The following is an 18,034-nucleotide window of genomic DNA, read 5'->3' on the forward strand; positions in this document are numbered from 1 at the left end:
CAGTTTTCACTTCGGACCTCGGAGGGCGCAGCCGGTCAGGCAATGAAAAAAGCATATAGCTGCCTAATGATTCAATCCAATATATTGTTCGACCTGTTTGATAGGTTTGACGACCTAATGGAGTTTTCATGGAATTACGTCACCTGCGCTACTTCATCGCCGTCGCCGAAGAACTGCACTTCGGCCGCGCCGCTCAGGTATTGGGCATCTCGCAGCCGCCGCTGAGCCAGCAGATCCAGGCGCTGGAGCAAGAGGTTGGCGCGCGGCTGTTCGAGCGCACCAATCGTCGTGTCGAGCTCAGCGAAGCCGGTCGGCTGTTTCTGGAAGAGGCGCGGCTGGTGCTGGCGCAGGTCGACAAAGCGGCGGATGTCGCCCGGCGTGCGCAGTTGGGTGAGTTGGGCGAACTGAAGATCGGTTTCACTTCATCGGCGCCGTTCAACTCGACCATTCCCCAGGCGATTTTCTCGTTCCGCCAGCGCTTCCCGGCGGTGCATTTGAATCTGCGCGAGATGAGCAGCACCCAAGTGGCCGATGCGCTGGTTGATGAGTCGATCGAGGTCGGCATCATGCGACCACTCGGGCTGCCGGATTCCCTCAGTGTCGTTGAGTTAATGCGTGAGCCGTTGGTGGCGGTGCTCAGCTCCAAACACCCGCTGGTCAATGGCAGTGAAGAAGGGTTGTTCCTGTCAGCATTGGCCCTCGAACCGTTCGTATTTTTCCCACGCAGTTATGGCAGTGGTCTGTACGCACAGTTGCTCAGCCTGGCGCGGGATGCCGGTTTCAGCCCGCACTTCGCGCAAGAGGCGGGCGAGGCGATGACGATTATCGGGTTGGTGGCAGCGGGGTTGGGCGTGTCGGTGTTGCCGGCGTCCTATCAGCGGATGCGCATTGACGGCGTGGTGTATCGGCCGTTGCTTGATCCGGCAGCGGTGTCGGCGGTGTGGCTGGTGCAGCGCAAGGACCAGAAGTCGCCGATGGCCAAGGCGTTTGTGGAGTTGTTGACACGCAAGCTGACGCCTTAGGGGCTCGAGGTTTTTGTAGATGCGCCACTTGGACTTTTTTCTAGTCGGCCGATAACCGTTATTGGATTAATCACAAAATATGGAGATACACGATGTTCAAGCAGTTAACGTTTACCGCTCTTCTGGCCATGATGGCGCTGACTGGCGGTTGTGCTTCGGTAAAAATGGCTGATGAAACCCAGGACGCTCAGGCCAAGACTTTCCAGGTAAGCCCGGACAGAGCCAACATCTACGTTTATCGCAACGAGAGCATGGGCGCAGGCGTGAAAATGCCGGTTACCCTCAACGGCAAACCGGTCGGCCAGACCGTGGCCAAGTCTTACCTGATGTTGGCCGTCCCGGCCGGTCAGCAGACTTTGATATCTTCTGCGGAAAACGATTCCGAACTGAAGCTCGCCACAGAGGCCGGCAAGAATTACTTTGTCTGGCAGGAAGTGAAGGTCGGCTTCATTAAGGCCCGCAACAACCTGCAAGTCGTCGACGACAAGACCGGCCGCGCGGGTGTTGCTGAGAGCAAGTTGATTCAAGCTCAGTAAGCGTGTCGACAGCCCCCGCGCGGAGTGTGGGGGTTGTCCGTTCATTGAACCCCGCGCATGCGTGAGGCAGTGTTGCCCTGAAATCACTGCGGCCGCATGACCACCCATTTTTTTATAACGGGATCTATTGGCTGCTCCGCTTCAATTTCTGCCGGGGTTTGACTGAATGTCATGCCGTTTCCACAGAACGCAGTGAACACATCTCCATTAAAACTGTAGAAATCGACACCCGTTACGGTCTCACAGGCACTACTCGCCACAATTTTTCGTGCAAGTTTGACCCGAGATGACTGATAAGTGTCATACCCGTCTTTGAAATAGGCTTTGGATCGGGCCGCTGATGCGTCGGGACTCAATATAACGCTGGCAACCCTGGCATCGTGAGGGCTCGCTGCGAAACTCGTATAAGGCTGGATATCCTGCGGACTAACAGGATAGACACGCGCATCCCCCTTCTGTATGTCGAGTTTAACTACCATCAACTGCGCTTCTTCTGGATAAGCCTTATAAACGACATCCAAAAGACCCATGGATGGGCCAGGGCCTTTTTCACCTGTGCAGATGAACTTCTCGTCCTTTTTCAGATTGAAGCGCCGGATCATCATGTCGATTTTGGCGAGCCGCTTGCGTTCCTCTAAGCTGCTTTCCGCACCATGACCGGCTTCAGACTCTTCAATTGCTCGGGTATCGGCAACACCTGGACTTAAACATCCGCCTGCGCGCTACAGACGGCCGCTGACAAGACCAAGGGGATTACGGGTTTCAACATGCATCCTGCTCCTTGTAGAAAAATCTTCCGGGTTTTGCTGTGTTCTGCGTCGATGGGCTCCCCGGGTAACCACGAACCACCTGAATAGCCCGTGAACTGAGATAGAGGGGGCGTTGTCGCGACGGAGCATGCTCGCGCTTGAGTGTGCAGTACTCTCAAAATCGGCGGTGAGTGGCCGGGGCATTGACCGTAGCGCGACGCTGAAATTTTTGCTGTGGGACGTTTCCGAAGTGAGGTACTCCGCTGTCCTGTGTTTTGCGCTTGCCCACAGGACTACATGAACTTGCGTCGTTGCCCACGCTTGCGTGAGAACTCGCCGACTGGTGTGCTTTGGAGGTCGCCAGTAACTTATGTCAGTGCCTGTGAACCGAGATTTCGGGATGTGAGGATTACCGCGAAATGCCAGCAGAAATGAAAGCCATGATCGAACATTTCACTCGCTGGGACTCCGCCGACCACCTAAAGACAGAAGCGGACAGGGCTGAATATCTAGGCGTTTGCATGGAAGCCGCGGGAAGTGATTCGGGATTTATCGCGAAAGCACTTGGGGTAATTACGCGTTCTCGCAGCAGGGATAGGCTTTTGAACGATACCAACGGTGTTCCCGAAAGGGGCTTGTGAGACTCTGAGGATCCTGGGCAACCAGCCATCGCAGAGCCGGACAGGTACAGGGCGATGACAAGCCGACCTGTTTGTGAAGGGGCGCCGAAAGGCGCCCTTTGTCGTTCTCGTGGTACTCGCCTCAGTCGACGCGTACCAGATCCCCGCGCAATGCCACCCCGGACACCACCGTCTTAAGCGCCTCTAGCCCCGGGGTCTCCTCATCGTCGCTGCACTGGTATTTCCCGGTGTCCTGACTGAGGTCGCGCTTGCTGATGCCCGCGATGTTGATCACGGCGTTGGCGCCGGCCTTTTTGGCCTTGCTCTGCAAGGTCGCCAAGGTCGATTGCAATGCCCAGTAGCAGGCGTCTTCAGCGGATTTGTCTTCGTCGTCGGCTCTTCGGCTGCTGCTCACCGCATTCAGCTTGCGCACCTGTGTCGGCAGCGTTTCTCCCGCCAGGTAGAACTTGACGCTGCCGTCCAGCAGGCCGATTTTTGTGGCGCGTTTTATGCCTTCCTGGAAATCCTGGTAGGTCGGTTCGTAGGCACCTTGTAACGCGATGACCTGATCCACGTCCGGGTCGGAGGACAGTTGCATGACCACGTCGCCGCGCAGGTAGTTGATCCAGCGGTTGTAGGTGTCGTGGATCCTGCCGTTCTTGTAGTCCAGGCCGCGGCTGTCGCGGTAGTCCATTTCAAACGAGGTGGATGTGTAAGGGATGTCGATTTCGGCGTGGTGTCGGTCGCGCACCGTGATTGCCGCTTTGATCATGCCCGGTCGGGCCGACTGCACGACCCATTGGCGTTCAATCAGCGCAGTAACGATGGCGCGGCTCATGCGGTTGTCGGTCATGTCCTTGTCGCCGGGAAAGTTTTCCTTGGCGGTGTACACCGGGCTGCCGATGCAGCCGCTCAGCACAACGACCATGGTGAACATTGCGCCGATGCGCTGAAACCGAGTCATTCCCTTCACTCCAAACGTTTTTCAGATCAGTGCCAGCGACGGACAATCAACGAGGTGTTGACGCCACCCAAAGCGAATGTGTTGTTCATCACGTGTTCGTTGCGCATTTTGCCCGAACTCGTCAGCGCGTTCGGCCGGGTAGCAGTCGTATAACCCGGGTTTGCGGTCCATCTGAAACACCGCATCGTCTGACTTTACGACTGCTTCGCAGCCTGACCCTGTCGGAGCCTGCGATCTTTTGATCTTCCCTTTAGAGAATCAAAGTCAAAAGATCGCTGCCTTCGGCAGCGCCTACAGAGAATGCGTTGTGCATTCCGGTCTGGGGCTGGCTGACAGTTCTTACTGAACCTTCACCAAATCCCCTTTCAACGCAACACCCGCCATGATCGCCCCTGCGTGGCATTCATAGGTCGTGGCGTCTTTGCGCTCATTGCTCTTGTAGAAGCTGACAATGTTGGTCACCGCATTCGCGCCGGCGCTTTTCGCCGCCTGGTGCAGGCTGATAATTGCCGATTGCGCGACCCATTCGCAGGCCACGGCGTCGGTCTTGTTGAAGGCGTTGGTTTTCTTGTTGGTCACGGCGCCGGGGCTGACGACGGTGACGTTACCGGCAGGCGTGTTGCCGGCGAGGTAGAACTTCACGCTGCCGTCGATTTTGCCGGTGCGGGTGGCTTCGGCGACAGCTTTGTCGAGGGGCAGGTACACCGGGGTGTCGCGGGCCTGGCTGACGGCCGGGAGGGCGCAGATCAGCAGGATGGCGGCGGCAGCGAGTTTCTTGAAGTGCATGGAGGTCTCCTTGACCCTGAATAATTCGGTTACGACCAGCGACGGAAAATCAACGAGGTGTTGACGCCACCAAACGCGAAATTGTTGTTCATCACGTACTCGTTGCTCATCTGGCGGAACTCGCCGCGCAGGTAGTCGAGCTTGCCGCAATGCGGATCGACCTCGTCGAGGTTGAACGTGTGCACGTACAGGTCGCGGTTCATCATTTCGATGCAGAACCAGGACTCCAGTGCACCGCAGGCGCCCAGGGTGTGACCGAGGAAGCTCTTCTGCGAGCTGATCGGCATGTGCTCGCCGAACAACGCACTGGTAGCCAGTGTTTCGGCAATGTCGCCCTGTTCTGTAGCCGTGCCGTGACCGTTTACGTAGCCGATGTCTGACGGTTGCAGCCCGGCGTCTTCCAGCGCCAGTTCCATGGCCCGGCGCATGGTGACCTGCTCTGGGCGGGTGGTGTGCTGGCCGTCGGCGTTGCTGCCGAAACCGACGAGCTCGGCATGGATGTGCGCGCCGCGTGCCAACGCATGTTCGAGCTCTTCAAGCACCAGCATGCCGCCGCCTTCACCGATCACCAGGCCATCGCGGTCTTTGTCGTATGGGCGCGGGCTGGTTTGCGGAGCATCGTTTTTCAGGCTGGTGGCGTAGAGCGCGTCGAACACCATGGCTTCGGTCGGGCAGAGCTCTTCGGCGCCGCCGGCGAGCATCAGCGGCAAGCGGCCGAACTTGATGGATTCGTAGGCGTAGCCGATGCCCTGGCTGCCGCTGGTGCAGGCGCTGGACGTCGGGATCAGCCGGCCGGTGAGGCCGAAGAAGATGCTGATATTGGCCGCGGTTGTATGCGGCATCATTCGCACGTAGGAGTTGGCGTTCAGGCCCTCGGCCACCGAGTTGAGCAGCATGTTGCCGAATGCCTTGATCTCATCGGTGCTGCCGGTGGACGAGCCGCAGGCGACGCCCATGCGCCCGTCCTTGATGATCGGGTTACCCAACAGCCCGGCATCGGCCAGCGCCTGCTCCGACGCGCCGACGGCCAGGCGCGAGACCCGGCCCATGCTGCGCAGTTGCTTGCGGGTCCAGTGGCTCGGGACTTTGAAGTCGTCGATGGGCCCGGCCAGACGCGTGTTGAGTTCGGTGAACCGATCCCACTCGTCCATCCGGCGAATGCCGCTGCGGTTGGCCGCGAAGTGGCCGGCGATGGTGTCCCAATCGCTGCCCAGTGAGGTGATGCCGGCCATGCCGGTGACGACGACGCGCTTCATCAGCACAGGCCTCCGTTGACGGCCAGAACCTGCCGGGTGATGTACGACGCTTCCGCCGACATCAGGAAATTCACGGCGCTGGCCACCTCTTCCGGGGTGCCCATGCGTTGTGCGGGGATCAGTTTCATCAGTTCTTCCACCGGCACGTTTTCATCGAGCATCGCCGTGTCGATCAGGCCGGGGGCGACACAGTTGACGGTGATTTTGCGCTTGCCCAGTTCGATCGCCAACGCTTTCGCCGCGCCGATCAAACCGGCCTTGGAGGCGCTGTAGTTGACCTGGCCACGATTGCCGATCAACCCGGAAACCGAAGTGATGCAGACAATCCGCCCGGCTGCACGGCGCCGAATCATCGGCATCATCACCGGGTGCAGCACGTTGTAGAAACCGTCGAGGTTGGTGCGCATCACCACATCCCAATCATCCTCGCTCAGCGCCGGAAAAGCACCGTCACGCGTCAGGCCGGCGTTCAGCACCACGCCGTAATAGGCGCCGTGAGCTTCCACATCGGCTTCGAGGATGGCTTTGCAGCTGGCGCGGTCGGATACGTCGAACTGCAAAATTCGAGCGTTGCGCCCCAGCGCCTGGATTTCGCCTTGAACGGTGATGGCGTCGGCCAGACCGTTGCGGCAATGCAGCACGATGTCATGCCCGGCCTGAGCCAGACGCAACGCGATGGCGCGGCCGATGCCACGGCTGGAACCGGTGACCAGTACGGATTCAGTCATGGCTGGCTCCTTGGGATTCATGAAGGTATTGAGCGGCCTGAGGCGGACGGAACACGTTCAGGCGGGCGGTGGCGTGAATGCCGGGGGCGTTGATGTGGCATTCGAACACGCCCATTCCGTTGTCATCTTCCAGCGAGCGTATGCCGTGGATGGTCAGCTCGGTGCTTGCGGGGAAGTGCTCCACGTTGCATTCGAATTTACGGGTGCCAAGCAGGAACCCCAGCTCCACCGCATCACCGCGCTGGCGCGCATGGCAACCCGCGTAGGCGGCGACACTCTGGGCCATCAGTTCGATGCCGACCCACGCCGGCAGGCTGCCGTCGGGACGGTTGAACAGACCACCGGGTTTGACGGTAAGGCGGGTGTGAATCTGCTCGTCATCGAACGCCAGGATCTGATCGATGAGGATCATGTCGCCAGCGTGCGGCAGCAGTTCGGCGAGCGGCCAGTCAATCATGGGGCGTCTCCGATAATCAGGCTGACGTTGTTGCCACCGAAGGCAAAGGAATTGCTCATCAGATGGCGGGGTGCAATGGACGTCAGGCGATCGGTCGGGGTCACCCACTGCAAGGCTGGCAAGTCGGGGTCGGGCTGACCGTCCCAGACGTGAGGTGGCAAGAGGTTTTTCCGATTGTTCGCGCTCAGGCTCAACCAGCAGAACGCCGCTTCCAGGGCGCCGGCCGCGCCGAGCGTATGACCGGTCATTGGCTTGGTGGACGAGCAGGGCACGCCGTGCGGGAACACGGCCGAGACCGCCAGGCTTTCCATCGCATCGTTGTGTTGGGTCGCGGTGCCGTGCAGGTTCAGGTAGCCGATTTGTTCGGGCTGCAAGTTCGCGCGGTTGAGGGCTTTGCTCATCGCTTGCAGGGCACCACGGCCGGTCGGTTCCGGCGCCGAGATATGGTGCGCATCGGAACTGGCGCCGCTGCCGAGCAGGGCAATCGGTTGGCTGTCGCCCACCTTTTTACTCATCAGAAACAACACGGCGGCTTCGCCGATATTGATCCCGTTGCGGTTGACCGAAAACGGATTGCAGCGCTGCTCGGACACCGCTTCCAGTGCCGAAAAGCCGTTGAGCGTCAGTTTGCACAAACTGTCGACGCCGCCGCACAAGACCGCGTCGCAGAGCCCCAGATCCAGCAGGCGCTGAGCACTCATCAGCGCCCGGGCGCTGGAGGTGCAGGCAGTTGAGATCACGTAAGCCGGGCCGCTCAATTGCAGCCAGTCGGCGAGGAAGTTGGCCGGCGCGCCGAGTTCCTGCTGCTGATAGTCGTAGTCGGCGGGGAATTCATGTTCGCGGATGTAATGGGCCAGGCCACGGCTGGCCTCATCGATGCCCGAAGTGCTGGTGCCCAGAATCACACCGATTCGATCACGGCCGTAAGCCTTGATCGCCAAATCGATGTCGTCGCGAATTTGCAGCGCGGCTTCCAGCAGCAATTGGTTGTTGCGGCTGCTTTGCTCGGCCAGTCGTGCCGGGATCGGCGCCAGTTCGCCACGCACCGCCGCCACCGGCAGCGACCGCTCCGGCACCCAGCCGGACTCGCTGCGCATGCCTGAACAATCGCCGGCAAACAGGTTGCGGGCGACTTCCTGTTTGTCGCGACCCAGGGCGCAAATCACCCCGAGGGCGTTCAGGTAGGCGGTCATGGCGTGTCCCCGCTCAGGGGCGTGACTTGATACCGGGGACCTTTGGGCAGGTTCAATTCAAAGCTCATCGGTTGTGAGTAACGGACTTCCCAGTGCGATGGCAGGGTTCGTTGTTTGCCATGCTGCCAGGCGGTGGGGTAGTTGCCCGACAGTTCATCCTTGGGCGTCAGTGCAAACAGCAAGGCCGCGAACAGCTCCCGGGCTTCCGGGTTGGGCGGTAACAGGCCGTCGGCCTGCCACTGGCCATCGATCAGTTTCTGGCGTGCCTGCGGAATGCCCAGCAAGTCCATCATCGACCAGCGAATGCCAGGGCCTTCGCGCTGGATCACCAACACCCAGTCCTGACGTTGCTCGGCCACCAGGCGCTGGATGTGCAATTGCAGGGGCAACGACAGGTTCGGGGGGTGCTCGGGCAGCGGCGCCTGGCTGGCGCAAGCGCTCAGCAACAGCAGGCAACCCAGGAGCAGGAAACGGATCATCAGGCATTACCTTCAAGGGGGTTGCGCCGCGAACAGGCGTTCAAGTCACTCATGTGACATCCCTTGCACAGAGCTCCGACAATACGCGCAGCCGCCGCTTGGGTTCGCTGACGAACGGATTACGCTCGTCCCAGGCATAACCGGCGAGGATCGCACTGATCATACGGCGGATATCCGCTGAGCTGCCCGGATGGTAAATCACATCCTGGAAGGTCCCGGCGTACCAGCCTTCGACGTAGCAGCGGAACGTGTCTACGCCGCGCTTGAGCGGTGTGGCGAACTCGGTCTGCCAGTCGACGCTTTCACCTTGCAGCTGCCGATGCAAAACCCCGGCGGCCATGCTGGCCGAACGCATGGCGATGGTCACGCCGGAGGAGAACACCGGGTCGAGGAATTCCGCGGCGTTGCCGAGCAGCGCAAAGCCCGGGCCGTGCAAGGTTTTGACGTTGGCCGAGTAGCCGCCGATGGTCCGCGCCGGGGTGTCCCACACGGCATTTTTCAGGACGCCGGCCAGACTCGGAGTTTCAGCGATGAAGCCGCGCAGGCTCTCGTCCAGATCCTCCATGCGGCCTTCGAAGTGTTCGGCGGCCGCAACCACGCCCACCGAGCACCGGCCATTACTGAACGGGATGGTCCAGAACCAGATGTCGCGGTGGGTCGGATGGGTGGTGATGAGGATTTTTTCCCGCTCGAAGGTCGGGCTGTCGATATGGTCTTCGATGTGCGTAAACACCGCCTGGCGCAACGGGAAATTCGACGGTGCTTCAAGGTCCAGCAGACGTGGCAGCACGCGACCGTAGCCGCTGGCATCGAGCACGAAATCAGCTTCGACACGGTACTGGCTGCCATCTTCGCGCAGCACATCGAGCTGCGGTTTCGGCAGGTTGAAATCGGCGCTGACGATGGCTTCGCCATAGCGCACTTCCACGCCTTGCAGCGCAGCCTGATCGGCCAGCAGTTTGTCGAAATCGGCGCGCTGGACCTGGAAGGTAGTTGGCTTGCCGTTGCTGAACGTGTCGCCGAAATCAAAGGCGCTGTAGTGCTCGCCCCAGGCGAACGCAGCGCCGTTTTTCAGCTGGAACCCAGCGGCGTTCACGGCATCGAGCATGCCGGCTTCTTCGACGAAATCCAGGCAGTGCGACAACAGGCTTTCACCGATTGAAAATCGTGGGAAGTGCTGGCGTTCGATCATAAGCACGTCGTGACCTTTGCGCTTGAGCAGCGCGGCGGCAATGGCGCCCGAAGGACCCGCGCCAATGACGACGACCTGGCGACGTTCCATTTCAACTGTTGGCACGGGGGCTCCTTGCCGGGGCGGCGATATTCAAAGGGGGGGTGTGCATGCCGGCGAGTGCCGGCAGCAGTGTGGCGATCAGGCCCATCACCATCAACGCGAAGTACAGCGCCGGGCTGATGAGTTGTTGTTGCAGCAACAGGTTGAGAAAGACGATCTCACTCAAGCCGCGAATGTTCAGCAGCAGGCTTTCGCGCCAGCGACTGGCGCCTTCAAACGATGCACCCGCCCAGCCAAGGCCGAGCCAGTTGCCCAGCAGTTTGCTGGCAATCGGCAACAGCAGCAGCGCCGCCAATTGCACCCAGCCGAGGCTGGCCATGGCGGCGTGGACATTGATCTGCACGATGCCGAAGGTGAGGATCAGCGGAATGGCGATCCACGTCTGTAAGCGGCTCATCCAGATCGCCGGCAACGGCAACACCAGCGGCACTTTCAGCGCGGCCATGCACAGCAGATAACCGATGCCGAAAATCAGTGCGTTGAGCTTGAAGTGTTCGGCGACTACCAACAGCGCGAAGAAGCAGCCGCTGTGCAGCAACCGTTGACGCATACCCAACAGGCGCAACAGCACCGGCAGACAGGCGCCAACCAGCGGCAGCAACAGACTGCTCAGGTGCAGGCTGCCCTGAGCGAAGCCGAAGAGCGTCCAGCACGTCAGGTCGATGAGAATCGCGGTTTGCACCAGGCGCCGGGTGGCGTCCGGCGGGTAATTGATGTGGCGCAGGTACAAAAACAACACCGGAATAGCGGTGATGGCGAACACCAGACCGACCGCCAGCGAACTGATCCACGGTTGCGGCGGCAACAGCCAGACCGACGTGACGAGCCCGCAGGCGAACGGAATGCAGAAACTCGGCAGGGCGATTTTCAGGCTCTGGCGATCCAGCCGCAGGTCGATCACGTCGCTCAGAATGTGCCCCAGCAACAAGGCAAAAGCGAGGCTGTAGAGGTTTTTCAGCCACACTGGCGAGATCAGTTCGGCGCCGCTGAGTTGCCAGCCCGGTTCGATCCAGAAGTACATCAGCAGCGGCAGACCGAAAGTCGCCAGCAGCAACTGGCTGACGATCGGGATCAGCCCGAAGTGCCGACCCACGCGGGTGGCTACGGCGAACATCGCCAGGGCCATCAGCCAAAACAAGGCGATCATCATGCTGCGGGCTCCGCGACGGTGGCGGCATGCACCTGGCGTCCGGCCCACGGTGCAAGGATGAAGCTGAAGGCCAGGCCGAGGCTCACCGACAGACCGAAGTTGCTCACCGCCGGCGTGCTGGACACCGCCAGCAAACCGAATGACAGCCATGTGGTCACTGCGGCCAGCAAGGTGCCCAGCAGGCTCACGGCGGCGCCGCCGACCTGTTCGCGCATGAGGATCGCGTAATCGACGCTGATCGCCGTCACCAGCAGCAGGCCGAACAGGCTGAATAGCGTCAGCGGTTGGCCCATCCAGCCAAGGCTGGCGAGGCTGCACAGGGCGGCGAGCAAGGGCAGCGAAACAATGCGCAACGCACCACCGAAGCCAAAGGGCAGGATCAGCACCAGCACGATCAACACGCAGGAGGCGAGTTTCAGCTCCGCCGCGCTGATCTGAGTCGCGGCGAAAACACTGTTCAATTCACCGAGACGGTCGACCAGTTCAACGCCCGGCAAGTCCAGCGCCTGAACCCGCAACAGCGCAGGATTGTTCAGGCCTTGCAGGCTGACCATTGCCGCTACGCCGTCATCGGTCGGCCCCAGCCACAGGGCGCGATAAGGTTCCGCCAGCGGACCGACCAGCGATGCGTCGATGTCTTCGACGGGCAGCGCCTGCAACGTCGCGAGCTCGGCCTGCAGTGCTTCTGCCGGTACGCCGAGGTCGAGCAAGGGCTGCCAGAACTGCGGCAACTTGCTCAATGCGTCGCGCACTTTGCGCTGATCGCTCGGTTGGCTGACCAGTTGATTCAGCGACAGGTAACCCTTGAGTTTTTCCAGGTTGACCAACTGATCCAGCCGCTCGCTCAGCGCGGTCTGGCGTTCGAGCAGTTCCTGCTGATTGGCCGCACGCACCAGGAAAAACTGACTGGTCGGCTGATAACCGGTGATGCGCGCAATGGCCTGGGCTTCGTCGGTCAATTGCTGGGGAGCGCCGATCCACTGGCGGATATCGTTTTTGCTCTCGAGCTGCAACAGACCGCCGACGCAGAAGGCAATCAGCAGCGCCAGCAACACCGGCGTGCTCACGTGTTTGAGCAGCGCTTCACGCAGGTTCAGCAAGCACTCGCAGACACGCAGCGGCCAGTGCGCCGGTCGCAGGTTCACGCCCTTGAGCAGCGCTGGCAACAGGCACACCGCAGACAAGTAGGCGCCGAGCAGGCCGGCGGCGGAGAACACGGCAATCTGGGTCAGGGCCGGGAACGGTGTCCAGGCCAGGGCCAGGTAGCCGATGCAACTGGTGATCAGGCTCAGCGTCAGGCCCGGCAGGGTCAAGCGTAATGCCGGCCAGCTGTTCCAGGGTTTCATGCTCCAGCTTTTCGACAGGTAATGCAGCGGGTAATCGACGGCCACGCCGATCAGGCTCGAACCCAGCACCAACGTCATCACATGCATGTGACCGAACAGCGCCACGCACGCCACGGCACCAAACAGCATGCCCACCAACACTGGAACGAAAGCGAGCAAGACACGCCAGCGCCGGAAGGCCAGCAACAGCAGCAACAGAATGCCCACGGTGGCGCCACCACCGACCCACGTCATCTCGCGGGTGGCTTGTTGCTGACCGTTGGCCGCATAAAGCAAACCGCTGGCGGCGAGCAGTTGTACGTCGACCTGAGCGGCTTCTTCGCGGCTGTGTTCTAGCAGGTCGGCCACTTGCAGCGGCAGGCTCATGTCGAAGGCGTTGCCCGTGGTTTTTGCCCGCAGCAACACCCAACTCTTGCCGTCCGCATCGGCGACCAGCGCTCCACTGCCGATGTCCAGTTGCACGGCGCCGTGTTGCGGCTGGCTGTTCTGGATGCGCCCGGTCAGGCCCAGCCAGTCATCCTGGCTCGGTACCAGGCTGAAACCGGTAAACGGATCGAACAGCGCTTGCACGCGCTGCTGGATGAAGACGTCGGGATGCTCGATCAGCTGCTGCCGATCCATCGCCGAGAGCATCGCCAGCCTGCCTTGCAGCAGTTGCGTGCGCAGCGCCGGCAAGTCGGCTTGGAGGTTCCACTGAACCTTCTCGAACAAACCGCTGGCCTGCCATTGCTCGCCCAGTTTCTGCGCCATGGCGACGGCTTGCGGGCGATCCTTATGGCCAACCAGCACCAGCATTTCGCGGTTCAGCGGTTCTTGCATGCGTTGTTCGGCGCGCAGTTCCAGCGCGTCCGGCGCCGTGCCCGGCACCAGGTCCATCAGGTTGGCCGACAGCGGTGCGCCATTGCGCCATTGCCAACCGGCGAGCGCGAGCACCGCCAGCAGCAGGATCAGAAACAGCCACGGAAGCCTGCGTTCACTCGGCAAAGTCATGTTGCTCCGTGTCGCTCAACGGTTGGGCGCTGGTGCTGTCCTGCATGCGCAAAAGGGTGCTGTCGCCCTGGGTTTCCAGCAGTTCGATGCTGTGCACCAATTCGCTGCCGGTGATGTTGATCTGGTTGAACACTTGCTTGAGCAGCAATGAGCGCGGGATAAGCGTCAGTTTCCAGTTCTGAGCGTCGCCGCTCAGGGACAATTCAAAGTCCCGTTGCAACCCGCTGCTGTCACCTTGCAGCACGGCCAGGAACAAACGGTTCTGCTCGGCGCCGGCGCTCTTGCTCGGGAGCATTTGCCAGCCATTGGCGTCCCGTCGGGCTATGCCTTTGGCGCTGATGCGGTAATCCTGTTGCAGCGGCGTTTTCAGCAACCACAGCAAACCGTGGTTTTTCGCGAGGACGAACGTGCCCTTGCTGGTCAGAGGTTTAGGCAGCGCACGCAGATGTTTTTCCTGAATGAAATTGCCGTGAATTACGTCAGGTTTGGCCAACTGATCGCTGAGCTGTTGCAAATCAAACGCCTGCGCCAACGAAGAAAACCCCAGCGCCACCACGAACATGTAGCAGCTGCCGAGCCCGCGAGGCTGCGTCCGGCGGCGAAGCCGTCGTAAAACCTGCACACGCGGTGCATCAGGGGAAACGCGAGGCGACTGCTGCGCCCGAGCGCGGACCGGCCGACGCAGGCTTCGCCAGCTGCTACAGAGGGTTGTCAGCAGGTTCATGCGAGCATCCTTTCAACGGCATCGGTGAAGATTTTCGGTGAGGCCAACTGCATCTCGCGGCTACTCATGTCGACGGCGACCTGTACGGAACTGGCGCGGGTCAAACGCTCACCGGTTTGCAGATCACTGATCAGGTAATTGATCTTCAGACGGTTCTCCCATTCCACCAGATTGGCGCGTACGTTCAGCTTCTGGCCAAACACGGCGCCGCGCACATAACGCAATTGCAGGTCGATCACCGGCCAGGCGTAACCCGACTCGACCATGGCGGTGTAGTTGTGGCCGATCTTGTCCAGCAGCGCACACCGGGCCACTTCCAGGTATTTGACGTAATGGCCGTGCCAAACCACGTTCATGGTGTCGACGTCAAAGAACGGCACGAGGATTTCCGTATCGGTGTGAAGCACTCCCTTGCTACGCATGCAGCCTCCAGTGTTGCTCGGCGATACGCTTGAGGCACAGGCGCAATTCGCCTTCCAGTGCACGGTCTTCGATGACCGGCGGGAAGTCCTTGGCCAGTTCTTCATGCATGGCCGCCAGCGCTGGCGGCAGTGGACGCGCGTCCTCGGCCTTGCTGCGCAGCCACACGCCCTGGTTGGCGGCGAGCAGGGTGGCGGCGGCGACTTGTTCGGTCAGCTCCAGCACGCGGATCGCATCGCGGGCGGCGATGGTGCCCATGCTCACTTTGTCCTGGTTGTGGCATTCGGTGGAGCGCGAGAAGACGCTGGCCGGCATGGTGTTTTTCAACGCTTCGGCGGTCCAGGCACTGGTGCCGATCTGCACAGCTTTAAAACCGTGATTGAGCATCGCGCGGTCAGCCGTGGCGCCGGACAAATTGCTCGGCAAGCCATGGTTGTACCGCTCGTCCACCAACAGCGCGAGTTGGCGATCCAGCAGATCGGCCACGTTGGCCACCAGGTTTTTCAGGCTGTCCATGGCGAACGCAATGTGGCCGCCGTAGAAGTGCCCGCCGTGCAGCACGCGTTCGGCTTCGGCGTCGATGATCGGGTTGTCGTTGGCGCTGTTGAGCTCGATTTCGATGAACGAGCGCAGCCAGTTCAGGCTGTCGGCCAAGACGCCGAGGACATGCGGCGCGCAACGCAGCGAGTAGCGGTCTTGCAGGCGATGCAGCGGTGCGGTCGGCGCGTCGATCGCCAGATCCTTGCGCAGCCACGCGGCGACTTGCATCTGCCCCGGGTGCGGTTTGGCGGCGAACAGGCGCTCGTCGAAGTGCTCGGGATTGCCTTGCAGCGCGACCACGTTCAGCGCGGTGATGCGGGTGGCCAGTTGCAGCAGGTAATCGGCGCGGGCGTAGGCCAGGCAGGCGAGGCCGGTCATCACGGCGGTGCCGTTCATCAGTGCCAGCGCTTCTTTCGGGCGCAGCACCAGTGGCTGCCAGCCGAGCTCGCGATGGACGTCGGCGGCTTGTCGGCGCTCGCCACGGAACATCACTTCGCGCTCGCCGGACAAGGTCGCGGCGACGTAGGACAGTGGCGTCAGATCGCCGCTGGCGCCCACCGAGCCTTCTTCCGGGATCAGCGGCAGGATGTCGTGTTCGAGGAACGCCTGAAGGCGCTCCAGCAGTTCCACCCGCACCCCGGACACGCCGTGGCACAGCGACTGCAAACGCGCCGCGAGCACTGCGCGAGTGGCTTGGGCGTCGAGCAGTTTGCCCAGGCCGCAGCCGTGGAAGGTGTACAGATGACGGGGTAACGCCTCGACGTGATGCAGCGGCACTGCGACCACGCAGGAGTCGCCGTAACCCGTGGTCACGCCATAGATCACGCCTTCCTTGTCCAGCAGGGAGTCGAGGAATCGCGCGCCCTTGGCGATGCGCTCACGGTACGCAGGGTCGCTTTGCAACTGCGTCGGCACCTGACGGTTGGCCGCGGCCAGCACGTCTTCGATGCGCAAAGGGAGTTCGCCGAAGGTTACCGGCTCAAGCGTTGGCGTCGTCATCGGTCTTCCAGAAAGGGTAAAAGTTGAACCATTGTTGGGGCGCATCGAGGCAATAGTGACCCAGGCGTTCGGCGTAGCGGGAAGCCCACTGATGAATGACCTGTTCGCGGTCGCTGCGTTTCCACACCACGGCCTCGGCAAACGGTTCGAGAGTCACTCGGTATTGGCCCGTCGGTTTCTTCAGGCACATCAGCAGATGGATCGGGCATTTCAGCAAGCCGGCGAGCAGCCACGGCCCTTGCGGGAACGCGGCCTGATGACCGAGGAAGTCCACCGTCACGCTGCGTCCGCCATGCAGGGGGACGCGGTCACCGGCAATCGCCAGCCACTCGCCGCGCTCCAGGCGTTCATGCAGTTGCAGCATGATCACCGGGTCCAGTTCGCTGACCTGAATCAGCCGCAGATTGGTCGCACCGGCTTCGCCCAGTAAACGGTTGAACTGCTCGGCGTGCTTGGTGTGCACCAGCACGTTCATGGTGACCTTCTCACCTATTTCCGCCAGGGCGCGACAGACTTCGAGGTTGCCCAGGTGCGCGCCCACCAGCATCTGCCCGCGAGTGCCGCGCAACTGATTTCGCAGCAGCGCCGGGTCGACAATTTCGATGTGCTCGATGCTCAGCTTGCCGTTCCACACGTCGAGTTTGTCGAGCATCGAATCGGCGAAGGCCATGAACTGGCTGAAGACTCGCCAGTGGGTCGGACGCAATTCAGGGCGAGCGCTCCAGTTCGCGAGGCGTTGCTGGTATTGCCAGGCGCTGCGGCGTGCGCTGCGACCGAACAGGAAAAAGTACAGGACGATGCCATACAGCAGCGGACTCAACAGCCGCCGGCCCAGCACTTTGGCGCCGAACGCGGTGAGTTTCATCAGCCAGAAACTGCCGCGTTCCTGACGGTCGGCCCAGTGTTCTTTATCCACGTTGCTGCTCATGCTCGCCACCGTCGCCAGAGGATCACCGGAGCCCGCAGCAACATGCCGAAGAACAGCCGGGTGTGCATGCTCGAAATCAGCACATTGTCGTGGAACATACGGAAATGCGAGACACCGTCCAGCGGGTAATGAACTTTGGTCGGCAGCCACTGCATCGGCTGATTGCGCCAGGCCAGTCGCACGAGGATGTCCGAGTCGAAATCCATCCGCTTGCCGATCTTCGCCGAGTCGATCAGCGCCAGGGTCGGGGGTAATGGGTAGACGCGGAAACCGCACATGGAGTCGCGGATCTGCAATGAAAGCGTGTTGATCCACACCATCACGTGCGTCAGGTAACGGGCGTACAAACGGCCTTTCGGCACGCTGGCGTCGTATTGCGGATAACCGCAGATCACCGCTTTGGGGTGCGCGCGTGATTGTTCGATGAACGTCGCGACATCTTGCAGGTCGTGTTGGCCGTCGGCGTCCACTTGCAAGGCGTGGCTGAAGCCCAGGCGCGAGGCTTCACGCAACCCGGTCATGACCGCACCGCCCTTGCCCTGATTGGCGGCGAGGCGGATCAGGTTGACCATCTCACGCTGGGCCAGTTGGTCGAGCACCCTGGCGCAGGATTGATCGCTGGCGTCGTCCACCAGAATGCACGGCAGGCCACTGGCGATCAGCGCGTCGACCACCGTGGTAATCGCGGTTTCGTGGTTGTAGACCGGGATGATTGCGCAGGGGTTATGCATACCGAGTCACACCTCACCCTTGTAGCAGCTGGCGAAGCCTGCGTCCGGCCGCGAAGCGGTCGTAAACCGGTATTTGCGGATTCTCAGAAGAATGGTGGTGGATGCCATGCGAGCGCTTCGCA

The 18,034-nt window shown here is 61.1% G+C and carries 18 protein-coding genes; 2 read left to right on the plus strand and 16 right to left on the minus strand.

What is annotated here, in order from left to right; translation table 11 throughout:
• Positions 1-128 precede the first annotated feature (128 nt).
• On the plus strand, positions 129-1,022 hold the full coding sequence (locus ACYZTY_RS00140) for a LysR family transcriptional regulator (RefSeq protein ID WP_461956798.1): 894 nt from the start codon (positions 129-131) through the stop codon (positions 1,020-1,022).
• 92 nt (positions 1,023-1,114) lie between these two features.
• Positions 1,115-1,558: a DUF2846 domain-containing protein gene (locus tag ACYZTY_RS00145; protein WP_461956799.1), complete on the plus strand. Its 444-nt coding sequence runs from the start codon at positions 1,115-1,117 to the stop codon at positions 1,556-1,558.
• A gap of 83 nt (positions 1,559-1,641) precedes the next feature.
• On the opposite strand, the gene ACYZTY_RS00150 is transcribed toward ACYZTY_RS00145, so the two are convergent.
• From ACYZTY_RS00150 to ACYZTY_RS00225, 16 genes are all read right to left on the minus strand, one after another.
• Positions 1,642-2,163, minus strand: coding sequence for a hypothetical protein (locus tag ACYZTY_RS00150; protein WP_461956800.1), 522 nt, complete (start codon positions 2,161-2,163; stop codon positions 1,642-1,644).
• A 906-nt stretch (positions 2,164-3,069) separates the two neighbouring features.
• A complete protein-coding gene (locus ACYZTY_RS00155; protein ID WP_461956801.1) occupies positions 3,070-3,891 on the minus strand; it encodes a hypothetical protein in 822 nt (273 codons plus the stop codon).
• Positions 3,892-4,230: 339 nt separating this feature from the next.
• Entirely contained in the window at positions 4,231-4,677 is a 447-nt protein-coding gene (locus tag ACYZTY_RS00160; RefSeq protein WP_461956802.1) for an excinuclease, read from the minus strand.
• A 29-nt stretch (positions 4,678-4,706) separates the two neighbouring features.
• A complete protein-coding gene (locus tag ACYZTY_RS00165) occupies positions 4,707-5,933 on the minus strand; it encodes a beta-ketoacyl-ACP synthase (RefSeq protein ID WP_461956803.1) in 1,227 nt (408 codons plus the stop codon).
• Entirely contained in the window at positions 5,933-6,661 is a 729-nt protein-coding gene (gene fabG / locus ACYZTY_RS00170) for a 3-oxoacyl-ACP reductase FabG (protein WP_461956804.1), read from the minus strand. The genes ACYZTY_RS00165 and fabG overlap by 1 nt, the downstream gene beginning before the upstream one ends.
• On the minus strand, positions 6,654-7,118 hold the full coding sequence (locus tag ACYZTY_RS00175) for a hotdog family protein (RefSeq protein WP_461956805.1): 465 nt from the start codon (positions 7,116-7,118) through the stop codon (positions 6,654-6,656). The genes fabG and ACYZTY_RS00175 overlap by 8 nt, the downstream gene beginning before the upstream one ends.
• Positions 7,115-8,311 (minus strand): beta-ketoacyl-[acyl-carrier-protein] synthase family protein, encoded by a 1,197-nt coding sequence (locus tag ACYZTY_RS00180; RefSeq protein ID WP_461956806.1) that lies wholly within the window; start codon positions 8,309-8,311, stop codon positions 7,115-7,117. Before ACYZTY_RS00180 ends, ACYZTY_RS00175 begins: the two co-directional genes overlap by 4 nt.
• Positions 8,308-8,790 (minus strand): hypothetical protein, encoded by a 483-nt coding sequence (locus ACYZTY_RS00185; protein WP_461956807.1) that lies wholly within the window; start codon positions 8,788-8,790, stop codon positions 8,308-8,310. The genes ACYZTY_RS00180 and ACYZTY_RS00185 overlap by 4 nt, the downstream gene beginning before the upstream one ends.
• A 49-nt stretch (positions 8,791-8,839) precedes the next feature.
• Positions 8,840-10,087, minus strand: coding sequence for an NAD(P)/FAD-dependent oxidoreductase (locus ACYZTY_RS00190; RefSeq protein ID WP_461956808.1), 1,248 nt, complete (start codon positions 10,085-10,087; stop codon positions 8,840-8,842).
• The gene (locus ACYZTY_RS00195) at positions 10,074-11,234 is read right to left on the minus strand and encodes a sodium:proton antiporter (protein ID WP_461956809.1); all 1,161 of its coding nucleotides are present in this window, start codon (positions 11,232-11,234) and stop codon (positions 10,074-10,076) included. The genes ACYZTY_RS00190 and ACYZTY_RS00195 overlap by 14 nt, the downstream gene beginning before the upstream one ends.
• Positions 11,231-13,570: an MMPL family transporter gene (locus ACYZTY_RS00200; protein ID WP_461956810.1), complete on the minus strand. Its 2,340-nt coding sequence runs from the start codon at positions 13,568-13,570 to the stop codon at positions 11,231-11,233. The genes ACYZTY_RS00195 and ACYZTY_RS00200 overlap by 4 nt, the downstream gene beginning before the upstream one ends.
• A complete protein-coding gene (locus ACYZTY_RS00205; protein WP_461959422.1) occupies positions 13,554-14,132 on the minus strand; it encodes an outer membrane lipoprotein carrier protein LolA in 579 nt (192 codons plus the stop codon). The genes ACYZTY_RS00200 and ACYZTY_RS00205 overlap by 17 nt, the downstream gene beginning before the upstream one ends.
• Positions 14,133-14,290: 158 nt before the next feature.
• Positions 14,291-14,716: an acyl-CoA thioesterase gene (locus ACYZTY_RS00210; protein WP_403103193.1), complete on the minus strand. Its 426-nt coding sequence runs from the start codon at positions 14,714-14,716 to the stop codon at positions 14,291-14,293.
• Complete coding sequence (locus ACYZTY_RS00215) at positions 14,709-16,253, minus strand: HAL/PAL/TAL family ammonia-lyase (RefSeq protein WP_131061425.1); 1,545 nt, start codon at positions 16,251-16,253, stop codon at positions 14,709-14,711. Before ACYZTY_RS00215 ends, ACYZTY_RS00210 begins: the two co-directional genes overlap by 8 nt.
• Positions 16,234-17,181, minus strand: coding sequence for an LpxL/LpxP family acyltransferase (locus ACYZTY_RS00220; RefSeq protein WP_461956811.1), 948 nt, complete (start codon positions 17,179-17,181; stop codon positions 16,234-16,236). Before ACYZTY_RS00220 ends, ACYZTY_RS00215 begins: the two co-directional genes overlap by 20 nt.
• Positions 17,178-17,912 (minus strand): glycosyltransferase family 2 protein, encoded by a 735-nt coding sequence (locus ACYZTY_RS00225; protein ID WP_461956812.1) that lies wholly within the window; start codon positions 17,910-17,912, stop codon positions 17,178-17,180. Before ACYZTY_RS00225 ends, ACYZTY_RS00220 begins: the two co-directional genes overlap by 4 nt.
• Between the last annotated feature and the right edge of the window lie 122 nt (positions 17,913-18,034).

Source organism: Pseudomonas sp. LB1P83 (assembly GCF_054897885.1).